We start from the raw sequence: 17298 nt of genomic DNA, 5'->3' as shown, positions 1-17298 counted from the left end.
CAAGTACACCATGTCACCATTCCCGTTAAAAGGCGAATACTTCTCAAACCATTCTAAAGACAAGGAGATCCCCGGTGAGAAAACAGATTGTTTCTGTCTTGATCCTGTCCCTTTTCCTCTGCTTTGCCGGCATGGTGAATGCCGAAACGCATGACGAGGAAACCGCCTCTGGTGTTCTGATTAAAAATGTCAACGTGTTTGACGGAAAAACCGATAAACTGATTCCTAACCAAGATGTGCTGGTGGTGGGCAATATCATCAAAAAGATCGGCCAGAAAATCGATGCGCCCGAAGGTGCCAAGGTGATTGATGGAAACGGGAGGACCCTGACCCCTGGCTTTATTGATGCCCACACCCATCTTCAGTGGAATATGGGCGTGACGGATCATATGTTTAAGCCGCTCGATTATCAGGCAGCCCTCAGCCTGGTTGAAGCGGAAAGTACTCTGATGAGGGGTTTTACGACGATCAGGGATGTTGCAGGGACCGTTTTCGGTGTCAAACGAGCCGTAGACGAAGGCTACTTTGCGGGACCCCGCATCTATTCCGGCGGTGCAGCCCTCAGCATGACCACCGGCCATGGCGACTTCAGGTCTCCGCCCACCATGCCCCGAATGATGGGTGGCCCCGGAGTAACCGACCTCGAGTATGCGGGATTGATTGTCTTTGCTGACGGCGTTCCTGAAGTTCTGACTGCCAGCCGGGTGCAGTTTCGAAAAGGGGCGCACTTTCTGAAAGTGTTTACCGGCGGGGCCGTTTCCGGGCTTTACGATCCCCTCGATATCGCCGAATACTCCCTTGAAGAGCTCAAGGCGGCAGTCGGGGAAGCAGAGCGGTGGAACACCTACGTTGCCGTGCACACCTACACCGATGCCGCAACCAGGATGGCCATTGAAGCCGGGGCCATGACCTTGGAACACGCCAACCTGATAAGCGAAAAAACAGTAAAGATGGCAGCCAAGAAAGGGGTCTATATCAGCGCACAGACAGCACTCTTTATGAGCCCTGCACCCGAGAGCTTCACCCCGGCCCAGAGGGATCGCCAGCAGCAGGCCAAGCAGGGACTGGACAACCTGATGAAGGCCTGCAAAAAACACAAGGCCAAGGTTCTGTTCGGGACCGACATGGTGGGCTCTATGGAGCTGAAAAAGCTCCAGGTCACGGAGTTTACCAACCGTACCCAGTGGTTCTCCAATGCTGAAATTTTAAGGCAGGCCACATCGGTTAACGCCGAGGTGCTTGCGCTGTCCGGTCCACGCAACCCCTACCCAGGGAAGCTTGGTGTTATTGAAGAAGGGGCGTTGGCCGATATTCTCCTGATAAACGGGAATCCTTTGGAAAATATACGTATTTTGACAAAGCCTGAAGAGCACCTCGCCCTGATCATGAAAGACGGAAAGATCTACAAGAATACCATTGAGTAGGCTCCCAGGCACAGAAAGGAAACTCCGGCTATGGAACTCGCCACGAGAGACAAGCTGATATTGCGCTCACTGCTTGCCCTGCAAGTTATCTATGGGGTGGCGGCACCTTTTTGAGAATGTATGATCCCCTGGCACAACACGTGTCAGGGGTACATGGAGCTAGATAAAGGCACATCTCTGGTTGTTGACAGAATCATTTGGGCAGTGTAGCGGATATGACTACAGCAATATCTTGAGAGTGTTGTTGAAATACGTATGTCAAATTCCATGCTTAACTGAAGATTCGGGGGGTCGCGAAAGGGAGACTTTTGCGAATTTCTCGTTTCGTCGTCCTGCGTTGAATCTGTAGGCGTCGAATTGAGTTGGACCACCGTTTATGGTGAAAGATGACAAAGCTCCCAGGGAGAGATGATCATGAGAAGACGTGTTGTCCGGATGATCTGTTTGCTACTGGTTGGAATGACGGTCGGGTGCGTTAACCAACAAGGAACCAAAATGAAGCCGATGTCGGCCGATACCGATTTTGATATCGTTATCCTCAATGGCCGGGTGATGGACCCGGAAACCAACTTCGATGCCATCCGTAATGTCGGGATCAAAGATGGGGTTATCGGATTGATCACGCCCAAAGAGATCAAGGGAAAGGAGACAATCGATGCCACAGGGCTGGTTGTCGCTCCCGGGTTTATCGATGGCCACCAGCACTGTTTGGAACCCTATGCCTACCGCCTGATGGCGCGCGACGGCCGCACAACCATCATGGATCTCGAAGTGGGGGCTCCCGGTAATCAGGTGGCTGACTTTTACAATAAAATCGAGGGGAATACACCGTTAAACCTTGGGGTTTCGGTATCCCATGAATTTGCGCGTGCAGAGGTCCTGGACGGATTTAAGGACTGGAAATACCTCCACACACCCGATGCCATCGCGTCCCGCGTGAAACAGGGATGGTCAGAAACACGCCCCACCCTGGCACAGGGGAACGAAATCCTGGCCATTATCGATGAAGGACTGCGCCAGGGGGCCATTGGTATCGGCTCTACCGTGGGCTACATGCGGGATGGCGTCTCTTCGCGCGAGATCTTCGAGTTGCAGCGGCTCGGGGGCTATTATGGGCGTCAGATCGGGATGCATTTCAGGTTCACGCCGGGAAATGATGTTGAAGAAGTGCTCGGCATTCAGGAGATGCTTGCCAACTCTGCAGCTCTGGGGTCACCGGGCATTGCCTTTCACTTTAACAACCCCGGTTACGCCATGGTTCACGAACTGATGCTCCGTATGCGTGAAAAGGGTTACAATGTCTGGGGTGAGGTATATCCCTATCACGCAGGCTCCACGGCCTTGAATGCCGTCTTCCTTGAACCGGAGGTGTGGGTTGAAAAGCTCGGCAACACATATGAAGAAACCCTGATGGATGTGGCGACCGGTGAGTTTTACACCCGGGAAAGCCGCGAAGAGATGTTGAAGAAAGAGCCCACTCGCCTTGTGGTGATATTCAAGATGCCCGAAAAAGCCATCCTGGATTGGATCAAGATGCCGGGTGTTGCCATCGGCAGCGACGGCATGCCCATGATTCCCGATGAGGGCCTGGCATGGGAGACTCCTTACGAAAAGCTGCCCAATGTCCATCCACGATTTTCAGGTTCCTTTGCCAAGGTTTTTCGCATGGCCCGGGAAAACAACATTCCCCTGATGCAGGCCGTGTCCATGTCCAGCTACAACTATGCAAAACCCCTCGGCGACATGGGGCTGAAAGCCATGCAGCTCAGGGGCCGTATGCAGGAGGGCATGGTTGCGGACATCACCATGTTCAATCCTGAAACCATCACCGACAATGCCACCTACGAGACGGGAACGCTCCCCTCGTCGGGGATTCCGCATGTCATTGTCAGCGGCATTATTGTTATGAGGGATGAAGTGCCGCTGAAGCGTTTTGACGCCGGGCAGGCAATTCGTTTTGAGCCGCAGGAAAAAGGCAGGTTTCAACAACTTGATGCAGACCACTGGACCAGAACGTTTTACGTACTGCCCAAAGACATCGGCGGCTCAAGCAACCTGGGATGCTGTGATTTCAAAAAGCCATGTGACCATAAGCATTGATATGGATGCCAGGTGAAATAGCTTACCTCTGAGTTGAAGCGAGCGAGCTGTCACATACGTTTTGGTGAACAATAAGGCCTACCTCATGATCTCGAGGTGGGCTTTGTTTATTCGAAACGCGGGCAGGCATATTCCTTACTATTGTTTTGTGTCCGGCAGGGTGAGGGATACCGTCTCAGACCAAGGCGACCAGACAAGGCCTTCATCCCTGTACCGCACACGCGCGTTGTAGGTACCGGGTGAGAGGCCTGTTACCCGATGGGTTGTGATGTCCACATCTTTCTGAATGTTTTCTCCCATCCAGATGTTTTCCGCCCGGGTGCGGTTGCCCCAAATGTCCATGGGCTTCTCTCCTGATTCTGCAAGGAGTTGCCAATGGGACTCCAGGTGAGAGTCCCCATCCGGGTCGTTAAAGGCTGTGCCTCGGAGGAGAAGGGCGCCCGGTTCGGTTGCTGAGATCCCCGGCATCTCGGGGGGCTGGTTATCGTAGCGGATCGTGAAGGCATCGCTGATGGTGTCGTCGGTGTAGTGAAACCACTGGATGCCGTTTCCACCGGATCTGCGCACCACCTGCACGGCGGGGCGTTCTCCTGCGTGCAGTGTGATGAGGCAGTAGCCGAATTCATCCACCGATTTCTGGAACTCATCATAATCGGTCATGTCGTATTCGCCCCAATAGTCGATGTCACCTGCCGTGGGAGCCACATTGAGCCAGATATGGGGCATGTCCCGGCTCTGGCCCCGTGAGTAGGCGTGGGTGTGCCCGAAAAGGTGAAAGCTTGGTTTGCCGGTGTCTTCGGTGAACCGTTCGAGCATGGCAACAAAGCGGCAGGACCTTTCGGCTTCACCCGGGGGCCAGAGCTCGGATTTGCAGGGGTGGTGAAACTGGGTAAGGACAAAGTCCGTTGCCGGGTCGTCCTGGGCGTCGTAGAGGTGGTCCAGGAGCCATTCCCGCTGGAGGAGTCCCCCCGTATCCGGTAGTGCGTCGATCTGGATCAGGTCGTTGCTGTTGAGGGTGAGGATCATGGTGTTCAGCAGGTTGTAACGGGAGAGCTTCATGCAGTGCTCAAGGCTACCGTCGGGAAGCATGTCAAAGTAGCAGGCATAGAAGAAGGGCGTCATATCATGGTTGCCCAGAGCCGGAATCAGGGGGACCCTGGAGGCAAGAGGCTGGAGGTTCGCGAAAAATTCATCGGTCCACTGGCTCTTGTTGTCGCCGTTTTTCACCAGATCCCCGGTTACGAGAAGGGCGGAGATGGTTTCTGCGCAGGTGTCCGCGCTGCCATTTCCTTCCACGGCGATAATTCCGTTGGTGATGATATCGGCAAGGCGTTCCGGGTGATCCCCTTGGCTGTCGCTGATGGCAACGAGTTTAGCGACGGTGGTGTCTCCTCCGGTACGGGGCCATGTATGGAAGCGGTATACCGGGCTTCTGCGAAAGATTGTTTCCACACGGTAGAGATAGGTGGTGTCCGGCTTGAGCCCGGTGAGCCGTGCTTTATGGAGGGTGGGCAGGACCGGTGTGACCCTGGTTTCCACGCGGTTCCAGGCAGATGTTCCCGCCTCCTGGACAAGGAGGCTCGGCGAGAGGCAAAACGCTTCGAACATGATCGTCATGGTATCGGGGCCGGGTTTGATAAGGTATGGGGCCACAATGAAGTCCAGGCCGGTGTTCCGGCCGAAGTCGGCGGATGCCGGGTGTCGTGTTGCCAATACCAGGATCGCGGAGAGAAAAAGAACCGCCCATGCGGCATGCGGTGTAAGGTGTTTTTGCATCGTAACCTCCTGTGGGGGTAAGGGCCGTTTCATGATGTGGGGCGTTTGCTGTCAGTTGCCGGGGGGGGCTGTCCTGTGAAATATGTTCAGCGAGTTGTGAGGTGATGATGTGTGATGGATAAGAATTCAATGAGAAAAAATCAGAAACCATTTTATCTCCCTTGGTGGCGTGGGAGAAGATGCTGAGCTTTTATATTTTTTTCAGTCACCTGTCTGGCTTGATTTGTGGTAAAGGAGTAAGGAATGCTATCTCATATTATCTCCGAATTACACTTCGGCGCGACACATATTCCATGACTCATCATAGCCATATGGTTTTAAAGGGCTAAGTGCAATGCATTTTCAGCAAAGGATTCCTACGGTTGAAGAGTATAAGACGTTGAGGGCGTCCGTGGGTTGGAACATCCCGGATGATGAGGCCATTGACCGCGCCTTGGGACATTCCCTGTTTTCCGTTGTCGCCGAGGACGACGGTTTACTGGTGGGGCTTGGGCGTGTTGTGGGGGACGGCGGACTCTATTTTTATGTCCAGGATGTGATGGTCCATCCGTCGTTTCAGAGCAAAGGCCTGGGAACGCAGTTGATGCAAAAGGTCATGGGGTACATCGGTGCCGAGGCCCCACCCGGTGCCTTTGTCGGGCTCATGGCGTCACAGGGGCTGGAGGCCTTTTACACTGCTTTTGGTTTTGTGTCTCGGGAGGCGAAGGCTCCGGGGATGTTTCGGATCATGTCCTGATCATATTGATTTCGTCCGACGGGGCTCAGGTTCATTACTTTACAAGCTTGTGAAACCATTTCTGAAATACGTTTTGAGAGTATTGAGTTGGGTTGCACCTTGTTTGATTTCTTTAGGCTTGGGTCAGGGGGCGATTCGTTTTGCATAATCCCTTTGCACGTGCTGGCTTGTAAGGGTTTATCCCTCTATGAGGGGAATGAGTGATTTCTTTCGATAGTACTTGTTAGTTGCAAAATTTGTATTGATTTTCCATAATGGGTCGTCATTGCAACTCTCATATGTTTCACGACGCTGGCAAATCCAGTTTGCATTCACCCGGCACGTGGTCTGTTTGAATTGCTGAGGCTGCCTATCGCTGAGGTGTCTGTCCTGAGGGATACTTTTCTTTTATACGCTTGTCTCGTGTAAGGTACTCATGCTTTGGCTACAGAGGTGCTTCAACCTTTATTACCACATATATTTTTTTATAGATAGGGACACGGTATGAGTAACTCTTTGCTGTATAAAAAAACCATAAAAAATGGTTTTTCTCCGTCACATGTTGCTGAAGTCGGTGTATGGCATCCAGATACATCCAATATTCTTCGTTATATTGAAAACGGCATCAAAGCAACTCTTGTTGAACCTGATCCTGATTCGATCAATCTGATTAAAAAGAAATTCAACCAGGGAAACGTTACGTTACACGAGGTTGCTGTCTGTGATTTTGATGGTGAAGTCGAGCTTTGTAAGCGGGAAAGCTCCACATTTGTGAGCTTTCTTCCGAATAGTCCGGCTATTACAAACGATAACTGTGTTGTTCAGGACACTGAAAAGTTCACCGCTAAGGCCGTAAGGTTCAGCAGCATTGATGACGGGTCCATAGATTTATTATCGGTGGATACCGAAGGCAGTGAGTGGTTCATCATAAAAAATTTAACCAGCAGGCCTGCCATTATTTCTATAGAAACCCATGGTGGTATTTATACGAATCCTTACCTTGATCAATTAACAAGCTGGTTTAAAACGCATGGTTATAGTTTGTGGTACTTGGATGATTGCGATTCTGTTTATGTAAATAATGGAATAATAACAGTTACACTGTTGGATAAAATGAAAATTGTGAGCTCTAAAGTTCGATTGAAGATGAAATTTGCTAGGAAAATTGTAAGTAAAAAAATTAAACACTCACTACACCCAAAACAATAAAGTCTGGTGGCCTCAGTCATTGACTTAGATTCTGATCATGGTGTGGCGTAAATTCTTATCTGTTTAACTTGTTGCCATCACAGCCGTTTTGGCTCTTTAATTATAGGGTGCGAAGCTCGCGTCATCATCCGGCTTTTTTTTCCTGTTACGAAAATTTTTCAATGTGATTCCCATGGTCCTGTCACGCCTTGGTTTTACCTCAAGCTCTCTCCGGCAGCCGAACAGGGGCTCGGGGGCAGGGCACAAACAGACGAAGGAGGCGACCCCATGAAGGTTCTGGCAGTCAACGGCAGTCCGAGGAAGAAATGGAACACGGCGACGTTGCTTGAAAAAGCCCTGGAAGGGGCCGCTTCGGAAGGGGCGGAGACCGAGCTGATTCATCTTTACGACCTGGATTACAAGGGGTGTCGCAGTTGCTTTGCCTGCAAGCAGAAAGATGGCAAAAGCTATGGTGCCTGTGCGGTGAAAGACGAGCTGGCGCCCGTGCTGGACGCTATCCGGGATGTGGATGCCCTGATCCTGGGTTCGCCCATCTATTTTGGGCGGGTCACCGGGGAGATGAGGTCCTTTCTGGAGCGTCTTATGTTCCCCTACCTTGAGTATGGGGATCCCTGGCGGACACTTTTTCCCCGCACCATGGCCACCGGGTTCATCTACACCATGAACATCACGGAAGAGGAGATGACCGAGATGCGCATGCGATATGCCCTTGAATCCACTGAGATGACCCTTGCCATGATATTCGGTGCCTCGGAGGCTCAGTATTGTTACGATACTCTCCAGTTTGAAGACCATGACAAGGTCGTGTGCGACAGGGTGGATGTGGACGCCAAAATGCGTCGGCGGCGGGATGTGTTTCCCGTAGATTGTGAAAAAGCGTTTGCTTTGGGGTGCAGGATGACCCGGGACGTAACCAGAGGATAGCATGTTTAACAGGCACGGGACGCCCCTGCAAAAGATGATCGGGTGGCCGGGGAGCAGCCCGCCACCTTCAGGGGACAACCCATGGATAGAAGGAGCACCATGAAGAAAGAACGCGATATTGAAAAAGCCTACAGCACTTCGGAATTCGTGGCCAAGCTCAGGCGGCTGGCCGATGCGCTGGAAACGGGGAAGAAATTTGAGATCCAGATAGCCGGGGAACGGATTTACGTCCCGGTGCGAGCCACCTTTACTGTGGAACATGAACGGGAAGGCGCCGAGGAAGAGATCGAGTTTCAAGTCCGGTGGAGAAACGATTAGCCAAAGGGGGGCGTCCATTCTCCTGTTGTGATCATGGAACGTGACAAGATGCTTATATCTTTGGTAGAATTAAAACGATGTGTGTCCATGTCAAGACGTCATGCTTTCCCCCCTTTCGCAGAGCATTCCTTTATCCGTGGGTACCGATGCACCATGATGTGCCTCGTCCACGGGGCCTTCAATTCAAGGTGACCGATGAACTCCCCATACGTAACCTCGTGCCATGGCTGTGATTTGCTTTTGGAAACAGAGGATGTCCTGCCGGGCAGTACGGCCTTTTGCCCGAGGTGCGGTTCAAAAATCCATACCCCCAAGACGGATTCGCTCAACCGTACGCTTGCCTTTACGTTTATCGTCCTTCTCGTGTACGTCCCTGCTGTTTTTACGCCGCTCATGACCCTGAATGCCTTGGGGATGGAGGCCAGCGGCAGTATCCTGGACAACAGCATCTTCATGTACCGCCAGGGGTATATTGCCGTGGCTTCTATGGTATTTCTCACGGCGATCCTGCTTCCATTCTTAAACCCGGCCCTGCTTTTCCTGCTTGCCGCTCTGGCCAGGCTAAAACGTTTTCCCCGTTTTCAGGCCTGGCTCCTGAGGACCTTTCAGTCCCTTGAGGAGTGGGGGATGGGTGAGGTGTATCTCATCGGGGTCCTGGTGACCATTATCAAGGTGTACTCCATGGCAAGTATCACCTTTAATATTGGATTTTTCTGCTTTCTGGTGATGGTTGTCATGAACCTCTGTGCATTGTCCGTCCTGGATAAATCCAGTCTCTGGCTTCAGATAGACGAACAGTTGGGGTTGGAAGGCGATGGGTGCATTTCCGGGCCTGTAGCCGAGATGCAGACCGCCATGGAAGCGGGGCTGATGTGTTGCCACGAGTGCGGGAAATTGACAAAGGGCGATGATGTCGCCACAGAAGAGGAGCCAGAGTGCCCCCGCTGCGGAGCAGACCTGCATTATCGCAAGCCAGACAGCCTCAGCAGGACCTGGGCTCTGGTGGCGTCTTCCGCGATTTTTCTGGTGCCTGCCAATGTGTTGCCCATCATGCGGGTGGATTTTCTCGGGGCCTCTCAATACTCCACCATCATGGACGGGATTATCTATTTTATGCACTCCGGGGAATACGGAATTGCCGTTGTTATCTTTACCGCTTCGGTTCTTGTGCCCGTCTATAAGATCATCGGCCTGGGCCTGGCGCTGTTATCCGTGCAGCTGGGGTGGCGTGGCAAACGGCGTCAAAAAACCCTGATGTTTCGATTTATCGAGTTTATCGGGCGCTGGTCCATGCTCGATATCTTTGTCATTGCGTTGATGGCGGTGCTTGTGAATTTCGGAGAGTTTTCCTCCACCCATGCGGCCATCGGAGCCCCGTTTTTTGCCGGGGTGGTGACCTTTACCATGCTTGCGGCCCTGACCTTTGACGCGCGTCTCCTTTGGGACGAACGTCATGAAAAAACCTGATTTATAGAGGCGGGCAGGGCGTATCTCTACAGTCATCTTTCAGTCAAGGAATGAACACCATGAACAAAGCCGTCGTGAAGACCAGGAAAAGCATCTCTCCCGTGTGGATTCTCCCCATCATCGCGTTGATGATCGGAGGGTGGCTGGTGCTTAAGAGTGTTCGTGAGGCCGGGTACGAGATTGTTGTGCGCATGGAAGACGCGGTGGGGATCACCCCGGGGAAGACCCAGGTGCTTTTTAAGGGGCTTCCCGTGGGCATGGTCAAGAGGTTGACCGTTTCGCGGGACCTTCTTTATGTGGATGCCATCATTGAAATGAAAAAGGCGTCCAGGGAGCATATCGTTGAGGACACCTTGTTCTGGGTGGTTCGCCCGGAGGTGTCCGTTAATCAGATCTCGGGCCTCGATACCCTGGTGTCCGGCAGCTACATCGGGGTGCTACCGGGCGAGGCTACGGCTATTTCCTCCTTTTTTGTCGTGGAGAAGGAACCGCCGGCCCTTATGGAAAGCGCGCCGGGCCTTCGTCTGGTCCTTCAGACCAAAGCGTCCAGTATGCATGACCAGGGGGCCCCGGTTCTTTTCAAGAAAATCCAGGTGGGTGAGGTGCTTAAGTCATGGCTCTCAGAGGAGGCGACGATTCTTGTGGAGATCCTTGTGTACGAGCAATACTCACACCTTGTGACCACCACGTCCTATTTCTGGGATGTCAGTGGCATCAAGTTGAAGGCCAGTCTGCCCAACATCAATTTGAAGATCGGAACCTTCAAGTCTATTTTTGCAGGGGGGATCGAATTTGAAACCCCTGCAGGGGGCAAAGCGGTGGCTCCCGATCAATCGTTTCCGCTCTATGAGGATATTGACGATGCCCGCCATGCGGATAACATCGAGGTGACCCTCTACATGCCTCAGCACCATGGCGTCAACACCGGTGCGAAGATCACCTATCGCAATGTCACCATCGGAACGGTCACCGATGTGTTCCTGGCCAAAGACATGCAGGGATTGGTGGCCACTGCCAGCATTACAAAAAAATCGGCGGCCCTTTTACGCAAAGGCTCTTATATCTGGGTGGTGACCCCGGAGATATCCGTGTCTGGGATCCGCAACGTCGGCAGTATCATCAAAGGGGCTTACCTGAAGATGGAACCGGGGCGAGGAAAACCGGCCCGGAAATTCAGGGTGTATGAACAGCCTCCGGTCCGCATGCATGAGCCGGCCGGGTTGAACCTCGTTCTGGAGAGCGAGACTTTAGGCTCTTTGAAAAAAAATCGCCCGGTGACCTACAGACAGGTCAAGGTGGGGCATGTGACCGGCTCCGAACTGTCTGAAAAAAGGGATAAAGTCTATGTGTATATCAATATATATGAGCAGTTCGCCGACCTTGTCAGCGCCGATACACGGTTCTGGAATGTCAGCGGAATCCGCATTCAGGGCGGCCTCATGACAAAGATGAAAATCTCCTCCGAATCCTTTGAGACCTTGATTGCAGGGGGCATCGCCTTTGCCACTCCTGAAACGGAGGCACAGGGAAAGCGGGTGAAAAAGGATCACCACTTTGTCCTGCACAGGGAGATGGACGAGAAGTGGCGGGACTGGCTGGCCTGGGATTCCGATGTTGTTGTCTCCCTTGAAGAAAAGAATGCCGCACCATGAAATCCTTGACTGTTTTATAGGGTTCGAATCCCGCAGCGAACGAAAGAAGGGGGGCTTTACGGCCCCCCTTTGTTGTTATGGGGTGCCGTAGCGCCTGTATGGGCAGGCTGGTGGGGGCAGGGATATTGGGCTCAAATTTATTTCCCCCGTCAGGACCACCGGAGTTATTCCGGTTAACGTCAAGGGCATTTCAAGTGCTCCTCATCGTGTATCCAGAAGAATGAAATGGGCCTCCCCTGCAAAAACGGCCGCCACATGTCACACACCACGCGAATGCCCCGCAAACGGTTGCATGAAGTCAGCCTCCATGCATTCGCCATAGGGTTTCCAGGTGTACCCACCTGGCCACCGGAGGCCTTCTTTTATCACCCACTTTAACCATAGAAGGCTGAAATGCCCTGAATCGTGGCCGTTTTTTGCAGAATGCGGGAATGTCAGTGGCGAGGGATGGTGGCGGTCATGTAAACGGCATCTGCGCCGTAACCTGCCAGGGAATTTTCAATGGGGGTGGGGACAAATCCATGGTGCTTCCAAAAAGGGACGCTGCCCTGGACCGAGGTGAGGGCCATGCGGGTCATGCCTGCCTCAGCAGCACAGGAGGCAAGGGCGCGAACCAGAATGGATGCGGCTCCGGAGCCCCTGGCGGATTTGGCAACGGCAAGATCATGGATATAGAGAAGCTCCGGGCTGAGACCTCCATCGAGGGGCGTATCCAGGGCCGGGGCGTGACCCTGTTTCCAGGGGTGGGCCAATGCGTACCCTAAAATATTCGACGGGCCTTCGGCCACAAGGCATGTGGTCGGGGAGGCGAGCCATCGGCTTTGGAGGGCTTCAAGGCTCTCAACGAAAGACTGAGAGTAGCTTTCACGTTGAATATCAAGGATACGGGGCCAGTCGGTTACCGAGATGGATCTGTACGTAAGCATGGGGTGATTCCGTATCTGTGTCCTGGGTTCTGGTACCCGCCCCTTACGGGGTGTGCACCCATCGTCAGGGGGCGGGTCAGGCGGTGGGACCTTAAAAAAAGCGTGGTGTCTGGCAGCCGGAGACATGGCCCCGCGGGGTGCCCGCTCGGCGTCGGTCATGGCCTGATGGCAAACCGTCCGCGCTGTCTACCTGTTGCTTTTTTGCGGTCCCGGGCTCTTAGATGTCTGAGTGAGCGGCCTTTTTGAGTTTTTTCTCATGTTTGGCCTGTCTCTTTTCCTTGAGGGTTTTTTGGGGTTTCTTTTTAACGTTTCGCTTTGAATCAACTGATTTTGACATATGTCCTCGGCGTATTGATGGAAGTCTTCCTCTTTCAATCGGCTCCGGCGGTGGCGGTCTGCGTCATCGTTGGTGTCCCCAGATCGGGTGTCGTCCTTGCAAGAGGTGGAGGCGACAAGATCACCTTGCTCCCGGACCCCGGGGCTTGTCAAGCCCTGGGGCTTTTTTTCAAGGGGTGTGACTCCTGGGCTGTTTATGTCGGATTCTGGGGTGGCAGGGCTTTTATTCGCCCAATGCGCGGACTTGATTTGCCGCATGGGAAGCCTGTGCCATGCCGGTGGCAGTGGCAGACAAAAACGGGCCCAACGAGGTAACGTCTTCTCTCCCGATTCTGTCTGTGTTACTGTGCCGGGCTCGGGTGTCCGACGATGGGACACCGCCAGGAGCAAAAAACCATGGCAACAGGAAGAGGGGAGGCGACGTGGAAGGAAGAGTGTCGCGGCGGCGGAGCCGTCGTTCTGTGAGGGTCTCCCCGGTGCACAAGGAGAGCAGGGTGAAACGCCAACACCCCGCCTTTTTTTTGTTACTGCCGGCCTTGCTGTTTGTGTGTTTTTTTTTGCATGCAGGGACGGTGTGGGGTGGACAGGATTCTCTCCTTGACCAGATGCAGGAGCGCTTCAATTCCCTGAATAACTATGTCACCCTGCTGGACTCGGAAGGGGAGACAAAGCGCAACCGTATTGTCTACACCTACAAGAAACCGGGCTTTATCCGCATGGATTTTATCCATCCCCACAAGGGCGCCCGCCTGATCTACAACCCCCGTGAAAACCAGGTGTCCCTTCGTCCTTTTGCCACCCGCCTGCCGGCCTTTACCCTGTCACCAAACAACCCATTGATTACCGACCCCAAGGGGCACACCGTGGACCGCTCCGATATCGGCGCCCTCATCCGTTCGGTGCGGCGATACGCCCGGGAAGGCTCGGTGACGCGTCTTGCGCCCGAATCGGTGCAGTCTCATCTGTGTCCCCGGCTTTTGGTGGAGGGCAGCGAGGTCACCTATCTGCTGTGGGTTCATCCGGAGCTTCTGCTCCCCGTCAAGGTGGTCAAGCTTTACGCAGACAGCTCCCAGGAGACCGTGTTTCTCCGGAACCTGGAGGTGGACGGCCCCTTGGACGACGCCGTGTTCGAACCTTAGAGATTCGAATGGTCGGTTTTTTTCATCCGCAGGGTGTCCGCGCCCGATTTCCCTTGTACGGACAAACCCCCCAGCATATCCTGCCCTTAGCCCTTAGCCCTTAGCCCTTAGCCCTTAGCCCTTAGCCCTTAGCCCTTAGCCCTTAGCCCTTAGCCCTTAGCCCTTAGCCCTTAGCCCCCATCTATCCATTCACAATCTCACCCACGGCCTGTGTCAGCTTTTGAACGGCTTTTTCATTGGATTCCAGGATGGGAAAAAGCTCCATGAGTTCCCTTGTGGCATGGTGTTTTAGTGCGGTCAGGTAGTCTTCAATCTGTACGTCAAGCCCTTTTGGCAGGATCCCTTCATCGGCACCGAGCCCCTGAACCGCTTCGATAATCTGGGCCAGGGCCGTTTCCAGTTCCGAGTGCTCATGGGTCAACTCCGCAATGAGGCCGTGGAATTTTGCGGGAAGGTGGATCAGCCCGGTTTTGAAGAGCAGTTTTTCCTCAATATAAAAATGGGTGGACAGCTCTTTCTGCATCAGGTCAAGGACGGTGTCGAGCTCCATGGAGCTGCCCCCCGTCTTGGCGTCGGCCAGGATGCCCTGGACGACCATTACGTATTGGGTGATGATTTTGTGTTCGGAGGCGATGCGCTGGACAACGTTGTCCATGGCGGATCGGTTGGTTTGCTGCTGTTTCTCAAGGCTGTCGATGAAAGAGAGAAAGGGGGCCATGCCGGCTGTGCTGATCTTCATCACCAGGATACCGGAGAGGGCAGGGCCGGTCTCTGGCTGTACGCTGTGGATGCATCGGCCTTTGAAATGGACGGGGGTGTCGTCAATCTGTATGGCCAGGTCAAGGGATTCCCCTTCGGGGATGGTTTCGTCGGATTCAAGGAGAAAACCGGTTTTGCTCAGGTTGCGGGTTGTTCCCTTTTTGTACTCGGTACTTGATGCCAAGCGGTAGGAAATGGTCTGGCGCGCCTGGTAGCGCTCATGGTCTCGTTTTTCCGGGTGATTCGTCATGTGAGCCAACCTTGGTTTCGGGTGAGTTTTTCTCCTATCATATGCGAGCCTCGTGTGGATGAAAAGCCATAAGGGTCCCGTAGCAAATAATTATTCAATTCAGTAGTCCTCGGGTTTCGGACCGTGGGTACGGGTGCCCTTGCAAAGCGTGTGGCGATTCGAGTCGACGAAGGCCAGGGCCCCACGTCGGAAAAAGGGGGGGGGCAGTGGCAGGAAGGGGATGGTGAGATACGGTTTTTTTCATGAAACGAGCTCTGAAATCCCCGGCTGTGAAGGGGTTCCCCTATAGGGGAAGGGCTAAAGCAATAAACGGACCAACTATGAACATTGTTTGTAAAATAAAATTATTCACTAAGGTCTCTTGTCAATGTGAGTTTATCTGTGTTAAAGATTCTCAAAAATTGGAGTAGGGCGGCACAATGGCGTGCTGCTGAAGAGAGTCGATGAAGCTTGCTACCGGGAGAGGAATACCCAGTTGCAAGTTTTTTTTTGGCCAAAATTATCGGGTAATTGCACAACAAGAGGATAATTTTTGGTCGCACCTTAGATATCCGTCCAGACGCTATTGGGCGGTGCAGGCAGGCGATCCACCACAGACTTTTGTAGAATTTAGGAGTTTTGTCATGGGCAATATTGGTCAGTTTATTATTTACATTATTATGATCTGCGCTGTGCTGGGCGCATTTTCATACATCAAGGACGATGAGAGCCCCCTCGGTCAGGAGTTCCTCGAAGGCCTCCACAGCATCGGTCCCATCTTCATTCCCACCGCCGGTATCCTTGCCGCCAGCCCCTACCTGTCTGCTTTTGTAAAAAGCGTATGCGGTCCCATGTTCGGTGCCATCGGTGCTGATCCCGCAATTGCGGCAACCACCATCATCGCAGTTGATATGGGCGGCTACCAGCTTGCCGATGTTCTGGCCCTCTCCCGTGAAGGCTGGATCATGGCCATGGTTGTCGGTTACATGTCCGGTGCCACCATCGTCTTCTCTATCCCCGTGGGTCTGACCATGCTGGATAAAAAAGACCACAAATACATGGCACTCGGTGTTATGGCCGGTCTCCTGAGTATTCCCATCGGCGTATTCATCTCCTGCAGCATGCTCTCCATCTCCGATATGATGGTTCGTGGCATGATCTCTGTAAACGCAGAGTCTGCCTTCGCACTGGGCCTGACGTTCAAGATGATCTTCCTGAACCTCATGCCCCTGACCATCTTCTGTGTGACCCTGGCCGTCGGTCTTAAGATGGTTCCCAACACCATGATCAAAGGCTTCCTCTTCTTCGGTCGCAGTATGAACATTGCCCTGACCCTGGTGCTTGTCTTCTCCATCGTTGAATACTTCACCGGTTTCTTCGCAAGCGTCTTCGGTTCCTGGGGTTTTGATCCCATCATCGCAGACGAGGCGGACAACTTCCGTGCCCTGGAGGTTGCCGGTTTCATCGGTATCATGCTCTGCGGTGCCTTCCCCATGGTTTACCTGATCAAGAAGTACGCTGCCGGTCCCATGGACAAGATTGGTCGCATGGTGGGTCTCGAGAGCGAAGGCGCTGCGGGTATTCTCGCCGCCGCCGCCAACATTCTGGCCATGTTCCGCCTCATCGCCGACATGCGTCCCAAGGACAAAGTTCTCTGTGTGGCCTTCTCCGTATGCGCCGCCTTCACCTTTGGCGACCACCTCTCCTTCACCGCCAACTTCCAGCCCAACCTGATCCTTCCCGTTATGGCAGGTAAGCTTCTCGGCGGGGCTTCCGGTTTTGGTCTGGCTTACCTCCTCTCTGTTCCCGCGGCTCTGGCCCTGGAGAAAGAGGAGCAGGAAAACGGCGTTGCTTCCGAAGAGGTTTGCGCTGCTGCCTGATCCCGGCTTAAAGCACAGCATGTGTCCTGAATATGTGGTGAGAATCTCGCCATGGCGTAACATCTGTTCGCAAATTCCGGACACGGCACTGTAAGGCCATGAAAGGCCGCGCACGAAAACGTGCGCGGCCTTTTTTTGTTGTGCGAGGCTGATTGGTGTATACCTATCGGGAACATATCTGACCCGTGTGGCAAAAAAAGAAAATACAGTGAACTGTTGGCATGTGAATTGCTTATACCTATTATTGGCTAACTCCCTGATGTCACATCGGATGGCCTCGGCAGCCCGCGGGTTGTCCCATGGGGGGTGTGGCTGATTTTTTTTGCTGAAATACATACGGCCCTGTCACGGGTTAGTTAATGGTTGTGTCGGGGAAATGGTACGTAAATTCAGGCTTGTACACCTATGGTGTTTGATTCTTCTTAAGGGTTGGACATCAAGGCG

General features: G+C 53.3%; 13 protein-coding genes. 10 read left to right on the top strand and 3 right to left on the bottom strand.

Annotated elements, in window-relative coordinates:
• Positions 1 to 74: 74 nt before the first annotated feature.
• Positions 75 to 1424 (top strand): metal-dependent hydrolase family protein, encoded by a 1350-nt coding sequence (locus tag ACOYW0_RS00515; RefSeq protein ID WP_482416648.1) that lies wholly within the window; start codon positions 75 to 77, stop codon positions 1422 to 1424.
• A 414-nt stretch (positions 1425 to 1838) separates the two neighbouring features.
• Positions 1839 to 3524, top strand: a complete 1686-nt coding sequence (locus tag ACOYW0_RS00510; RefSeq protein ID WP_482416647.1) for an amidohydrolase family protein — start codon at positions 1839 to 1841, stop codon at positions 3522 to 3524.
• Positions 3525 to 3662: 138 nt separating this feature from the next.
• Here the strand turns inward: ACOYW0_RS00510 and ACOYW0_RS00505 are convergent, their stop codons facing one another.
• Positions 3663 to 5300 (bottom strand): metallophosphoesterase, encoded by a 1638-nt coding sequence (locus ACOYW0_RS00505; protein WP_482416646.1) that lies wholly within the window; start codon positions 5298 to 5300, stop codon positions 3663 to 3665.
• A 391-nt stretch (positions 5301 to 5691) separates the two neighbouring features.
• Between ACOYW0_RS00505 and ACOYW0_RS00500 the strand changes: the two genes are divergently transcribed.
• From ACOYW0_RS00500 to ACOYW0_RS00475, 6 genes are all read left to right on the top strand, one after another.
• Positions 5692 to 6036 (top strand): GNAT family N-acetyltransferase, encoded by a 345-nt coding sequence (locus tag ACOYW0_RS00500; RefSeq protein ID WP_482416645.1) that lies wholly within the window; start codon positions 5692 to 5694, stop codon positions 6034 to 6036.
• Positions 6037 to 6519: 483 nt separating this feature from the next.
• Positions 6520 to 7224, top strand: a complete 705-nt coding sequence (locus ACOYW0_RS00495; RefSeq protein WP_482416644.1) for an FkbM family methyltransferase — start codon at positions 6520 to 6522, stop codon at positions 7222 to 7224.
• 267 nt (positions 7225 to 7491) lie between these two features.
• Positions 7492 to 8148 (top strand): flavodoxin family protein, encoded by a 657-nt coding sequence (locus tag ACOYW0_RS00490; RefSeq protein WP_482416643.1) that lies wholly within the window; start codon positions 7492 to 7494, stop codon positions 8146 to 8148.
• Positions 8149 to 8247: 99 nt separating this feature from the next.
• A complete protein-coding gene (locus ACOYW0_RS00485) occupies positions 8248 to 8466 on the top strand; it encodes an amphi-Trp domain-containing protein (protein ID WP_180141088.1) in 219 nt (72 codons plus the stop codon).
• A 195-nt stretch (positions 8467 to 8661) separates the two neighbouring features.
• Positions 8662 to 9933 carry a paraquat-inducible protein A gene (locus ACOYW0_RS00480; protein ID WP_482416642.1) on the top strand — a complete coding sequence of 424 codons (1272 nt, stop codon included), beginning with the start codon at positions 8662 to 8664 and terminating at the stop codon, positions 9931 to 9933.
• Positions 9934 to 9992: 59 nt separating this feature from the next.
• On the top strand, positions 9993 to 11585 hold the full coding sequence (locus tag ACOYW0_RS00475) for a PqiB family protein (RefSeq protein WP_482416641.1): 1593 nt from the start codon (positions 9993 to 9995) through the stop codon (positions 11583 to 11585).
• Positions 11586 to 12019: 434 nt separating this feature from the next.
• On the opposite strand, the gene ACOYW0_RS00470 is transcribed toward ACOYW0_RS00475, so the two are convergent.
• Positions 12020 to 12511 carry a GNAT family N-acetyltransferase gene (locus ACOYW0_RS00470; RefSeq protein ID WP_482416640.1) on the bottom strand — a complete coding sequence of 164 codons (492 nt, stop codon included), beginning with the start codon at positions 12509 to 12511 and terminating at the stop codon, positions 12020 to 12022.
• Positions 12512 to 13419: 908 nt separating this feature from the next.
• On the opposite strand from ACOYW0_RS00470, the gene ACOYW0_RS00465 reads away from it, so the two are divergent.
• Positions 13420 to 13986, top strand: coding sequence for a LolA family protein (locus ACOYW0_RS00465; RefSeq protein ID WP_482416639.1), 567 nt, complete (start codon positions 13420 to 13422; stop codon positions 13984 to 13986).
• 181 nt (positions 13987 to 14167) lie between these two features.
• Here the strand turns inward: ACOYW0_RS00465 and ACOYW0_RS00460 are convergent, their stop codons facing one another.
• A complete protein-coding gene (locus ACOYW0_RS00460) occupies positions 14168 to 14995 on the bottom strand; it encodes a hemerythrin domain-containing protein (protein ID WP_482416638.1) in 828 nt (275 codons plus the stop codon).
• A gap of 623 nt (positions 14996 to 15618) precedes the next feature.
• Between ACOYW0_RS00460 and eutH the strand changes: the two genes are divergently transcribed.
• Positions 15619 to 16854, top strand: a complete 1236-nt coding sequence (gene eutH / locus ACOYW0_RS00455; RefSeq protein WP_482416637.1) for an ethanolamine utilization protein EutH — start codon at positions 15619 to 15621, stop codon at positions 16852 to 16854.
• The last annotated feature ends 444 nt before the right edge of the window (positions 16855 to 17298 follow it).

This window comes from Desulfoluna sp. HI9BLuna (assembly GCF_056829775.1).
Note: the sequence above shows the minus strand (reverse complement) of the source record. Positions and strands in the feature narration are given on the sequence as shown.

Coding starts and splice junctions, on each gene's coding strand:
- ACOYW0_RS00490 (WP_482416643.1), top strand. CDS start 7,492: ATGAAGGTTCTGGCAGTCAACGGCAGTCCGAGGAAGAAATGGAACACG.
- ACOYW0_RS00505 (WP_482416646.1), bottom strand. CDS start 5,300: ATGCAAAAACACCTTACACCGCATGCCGCATGGGCGGTTCTTTTTCTC.
- ACOYW0_RS00495 (WP_482416644.1), top strand. CDS start 6,520: ATGAGTAACTCTTTGCTGTATAAAAAAACCATAAAAAATGGTTTTTCT.
- eutH (WP_482416637.1), top strand. CDS start 15,619: ATGGGCAATATTGGTCAGTTTATTATTTACATTATTATGATCTGCGCT.
- ACOYW0_RS00510 (WP_482416647.1), top strand. CDS start 1,839: ATGAGAAGACGTGTTGTCCGGATGATCTGTTTGCTACTGGTTGGAATG.
- ACOYW0_RS00475 (WP_482416641.1), top strand. CDS start 9,993: ATGAACAAAGCCGTCGTGAAGACCAGGAAAAGCATCTCTCCCGTGTGG.
- ACOYW0_RS00480 (WP_482416642.1), top strand. CDS start 8,662: ATGAACTCCCCATACGTAACCTCGTGCCATGGCTGTGATTTGCTTTTG.
- ACOYW0_RS00460 (WP_482416638.1), bottom strand. CDS start 14,995: ATGACGAATCACCCGGAAAAACGAGACCATGAGCGCTACCAGGCGCGC.
- ACOYW0_RS00470 (WP_482416640.1), bottom strand. CDS start 12,511: ATGCTTACGTACAGATCCATCTCGGTAACCGACTGGCCCCGTATCCTT.
- ACOYW0_RS00485 (WP_180141088.1), top strand. CDS start 8,248: ATGAAGAAAGAACGCGATATTGAAAAAGCCTACAGCACTTCGGAATTC.